Source organism: Ruegeria sp. BE1 (assembly GCF_056538885.1).
Genome location: NZ_JBQFTY010000013.1, coordinates 1 through 4,016, shown reverse-complemented (window position 1 = coordinate 4,016; position 4,016 = coordinate 1). Strand labels below are relative to the sequence as shown.

Here is a 4,016-nt window from a genome sequence, read left to right as displayed (position 1 = left end):
GCCGCATACGCCGAAGAGTTTATCACGATTGGTACGGGTGGTGTTACTGGGGTTTATTATCCGACGGGTGGCGCGATTTGTCGGTTGGTGAACAAGGGCCGTAAAGAGCATGGTGTTCGGTGTTCGGTGGAATCGACGGGTGGGTCGGTTTACAACATCAACACCATTCGCGAGGGCGAGCTGGAGTTTGGTGTGGCGCAGTCGGACTGGCAGTACCATGCCTATAACGGCACCTCGAAATTCGAAGACGCGGGCGCGTTTGAGAACTTGCGGGCGGTGTTCTCGGTGCATCCGGAACCCTTTACCGTTGTGGCGCGGGCCGATGCGGGGATTTCCAGCTTTGAAGACCTCAAGGGCAAGCGCGTGAACATCGGCAACCCGGGCTCGGGTCAGCGCGGCACGATGGATGTTGTGCTGGAAGCCGTGGGCTGGACCATCGATGATTTCGAACTGGCCTCCGAGCTGAAAGCGGCCGAACAGTCGGCGGCGCTGTGCGACAACCAGATCGACGCGATGATCTACACCGTGGGTCACCCGTCGGGCTCGATCCAGGAAGCGACCACCGCGTGCGATTCCGTTCTGGTGAACGTGACCGGCGAGGCGATCGATGGCCTGATCGACGGCAATTCCTATTACCGCACCGCGACCATTCCGGGTGGCATGTATCGCGGCTCGGACGGGGATACCACGACCTTTGGTGTGGGCGCGACCTTTGTGACCTCGGCGGATGTGTCGGATGATGCGGTCTATGCGGTTGTCAGCTCGGTTTTTGAAAACTTTGATGATTTCAAAAAGCTGCACCCGGCCTTTGCGAACCTGAAGCCCGAAGAGATGATCTCGGACGGTCTGTCGGCGCCGCTGCATCCGGGGGCCGAGAAATACTACAAAGAAAAAGGCTGGCTGCAGTAAGCCGGACCTGATGCGGGGCGCGCCTGTGACGGGCGCGCCCCTTTTGCACCCGGGGGAACCGGGCAGACGATAAGGCCGAAACGGCCATATGACGGGGAGACGCCAGATGAGTTCCGACACACACTCCAACACACCGCTATCCGAAGAAGAGCTTCAGGATCTGGTGGCGTCCTCGGATGCGGGGGCACGCAATCCGGCGGGCAATGTGGGGATCTTTCTGGCCATTGTCGCGGTGCTGTGGTCGGTCTTTCAGGTGGTGCTGGCCTCGCCTTTGTCGAACGCCATTCTGCCGGGCAGCGTGGTGAACAACTCGCGCCAGATCCATCTGGCCTTTGCGATCTTTCTGGCCTTTGCGGCCTATCCGGCGCTGAAATCCAGCCCGCGCAGTTACATCCCCATTCAGGACTGGATCATGGGCGTGGTGGGCGCGGTGATCGCGCTCTATGGCTATATTTTCTACGAAAAAGTCGTGAACAATGGCCTGCTGGCCGATGACGTGGACAAATGGGTCGCTCTGGGCGGGTTGCTGTTGCTGTTTGAGGCCGCGCGCCGCGCGCTCGGGCCCGCCATGGCGATCATCGCCACGATCTTCCTGGCTTATGTGTTCTTTGGCTCGTCCGACTGGGTGCCCGAGGTGATCCAGTGGAAGGGTGCCAGCCTGAAAAAGGCCATGAGCCATATGTGGATCACGTCCGAGGGCGTGTTTGGCATCGCTTTGGGCGTCTCGACCAAGTTCGTGTTCCTGTTCGTGCTGTTCGGCGCGCTTTTGGATAAGGCGGGCGCGGGCAATTACTTTATCAAGATGGCCTTTGGCGCGCTGGGGCACCTGCGCGGCGGCCCGGCCAAGGCGGCTGTGGTGGGTTCGGCGGCGACCGGCCTGATCTCGGGGTCTTCCATCGCCAATGTGGTGACCACCGGCACCTTCACCATCCCGCTGATGAAGCGGGTGGGCTTTTCCAGCGAACAGGCGGGCTCGGTCGAGGTGGCCAGTTCCGTGAACGGTCAGATCATGCCGCCGGTAATGGGCGCTGCGGCCTTTTTGATGGTGGAATATGTGGGCATCTCATATGTCGAGGTGATCACCCACGCCTTCCTGCCTGCCGCGATCTCCTACATCGCGCTGGTCTATATTGTGCATCTTGAGGCGGTGAAGCGGAACATGCCGACGCTGGGCAACCGCGTGGTGTCGATGGGTCGCACAATCGGCGGCATGGCGGTGTTCTTCGTAGGCTTTGCCGGGCTGTGCTATGGCATCCAATACCCGATCAAAGGGGTGATTGCGCTGATGCCGGGGGCGTCCGGGCTGGTGCTGTCGGCGCTGGTTGTGGTGGCCTATCTGATCCTGCTGAAACTGGCCGCAGGCGTGGATGATCTGGTGCCGGATGATCCCAATGCCAAAGAGGTCGAGCTGCCGGTGATTGCCGAGATCTACAAGGCCGGTCTGCATTACCTGCTGCCGATCATCGTGCTGGTCTACTTCCTGATGATCGAGCAGAAATCGCCGGGCCTGTCGGCCTTCTGGGCGACCTCGCTGCTGTTCGTGATCCTGCTGACGCAGAAGCCGCTGAAATCGATCTTCCGGGGTGAGAACAACACCGCAAACGCCTTCATGGCGGGCGTGGCCGACCTTTGGAACGGTCTGATCGACGGCGCGCGCAACATGATCGGCATCGCGCTGGCCACCGCCACCGCAGGCGTGATCGTGGGCACCGTGACGCTGACCGGCGTGGGTCAGGTGATGGCCGATCTGGTCGAGTTCCTGTCGGGCGGCAACCTCATTGCCATGCTGGCGCTGGTGGGTCTGCTCAGCCTCATTCTGGGCATGGGCCTGCCGACCACGGCGAACTATATCGTCGTCAGCTCGCTGATGGCTGGCGTGGTGGTCGAGCTTGGCGCGCAGGACGGTCTGATCGTGCCGCTGATCGCGGTGCATCTGTTTGTGTTCTACTTCGGCATCATGGCCGATGTGACGCCGCCTGTGGGTCTGGCCAGCTTTGCCGCCGCCGCCGTGTCGGGTGGCGATGCGATCCGCACGGGCTTTACCGCGTTCTTCTACAGCCTGCGCACCGTGGCGCTGCCGTTTGTGTTCATCTTCAACACCGATCTGCTGCTGATCGATGTAGGCTGGGTGCAGGGCATTCTGGTGGCCATCTCCGCCACCATCGCGATCCTGATCTTCACCGCCGGCACGATGGGCTGGTTCCTGACGAAAAACCGCATCTATGAAAGCGTCGCACTGATCCTGATTGCCTTCGCGCTGTTCCGCCCGGACTTCTTCATGAACCGCATCGCGCCGCCCTTTGCGCAGATCGAGCCCGCACAGCTGGAACAGGCCGTGGGTGACGCCACCCCGGGCAGCACCCTGCGGATCGAGGTCGCAGGCCCCGATTTTGACACCGGCGACATGACCGAGACCACCGTGGTCCTGACCGTGGGCGACGAGGCTGATGGCGCCGCCCGCATCGACGCCCTGGGCCTGATCCCGCTGGAGGAAGACGGTCTGGTCAAGCTCGATGAGCCGCTGTTCGGCACGCCCGTCGCCGATGAGCTGGCGAACTTCGACTATTACGCCGACGACCCCGTCCGCATCACCACCGTGCAGGCCCCGCAAAGCCAGCCGCCCAAAGAGCTGATCTTCATCCCGGCGCTGATCCTTCTGGGCCTGATCGCCTTCCTGCAACGCACCCGCGCCGCGCGCACAAACGAACAAGAGGTGACATCATGATCAAAGCTGTTTTGTGTGCCGTGGACATCAGCAACGGCGATCTGGACGAGAATGTCCTGAAGATTGCCGCGCGCCTGGCGGATCAGCATGAGGCCCAGCTGGACGTTGTCACCGTCCTGCCGGACTTTGGAGAAAGCTGGGTGTCGGGGTTCTTTCAGTCCGACTTCCACGAAAAGGCCCTGGAAGACGCGCAGGCCAAGCTGACCGCGCTGTGCATCGCCGCGATCGGCGCCGAGCGGAACGAGAAAGTCCGCCACGTGGTCGCCACCGGCACCGCCTATCAGGAAATCCTCAAAACCGCCGACAACGCCGACTCAGACCTCATCGTCATCGGAGCCCACAAACCAGACCTCAAAGACTACCTCCTCGGCCCAAACGCCGC

General features: G+C 61.7%; 3 protein-coding genes. All 3 read left to right on the top strand.

Annotated features, from left to right (window positions below; genetic code table 11):
* A partial coding sequence (locus tag ACR0J5_RS20565; protein WP_480656737.1) for a TAXI family TRAP transporter solute-binding subunit occupies positions 1–909 on the top strand: 909 nt, incomplete at its 5' end.
* A gap of 106 nt (positions 910–1,015) precedes the next feature.
* Positions 1,016–3,634, top strand: a complete 2,619-nt coding sequence (locus ACR0J5_RS20560; protein WP_480656736.1) for a TRAP transporter permease — start codon at positions 1,016–1,018, stop codon at positions 3,632–3,634.
* Positions 3,631–4,016 (top strand): universal stress protein (locus ACR0J5_RS20555; RefSeq protein ID WP_480656735.1); only part of this gene is annotated, 386 nt, incomplete at its 3' end. The genes ACR0J5_RS20560 and ACR0J5_RS20555, both read left to right, overlap by 4 nt.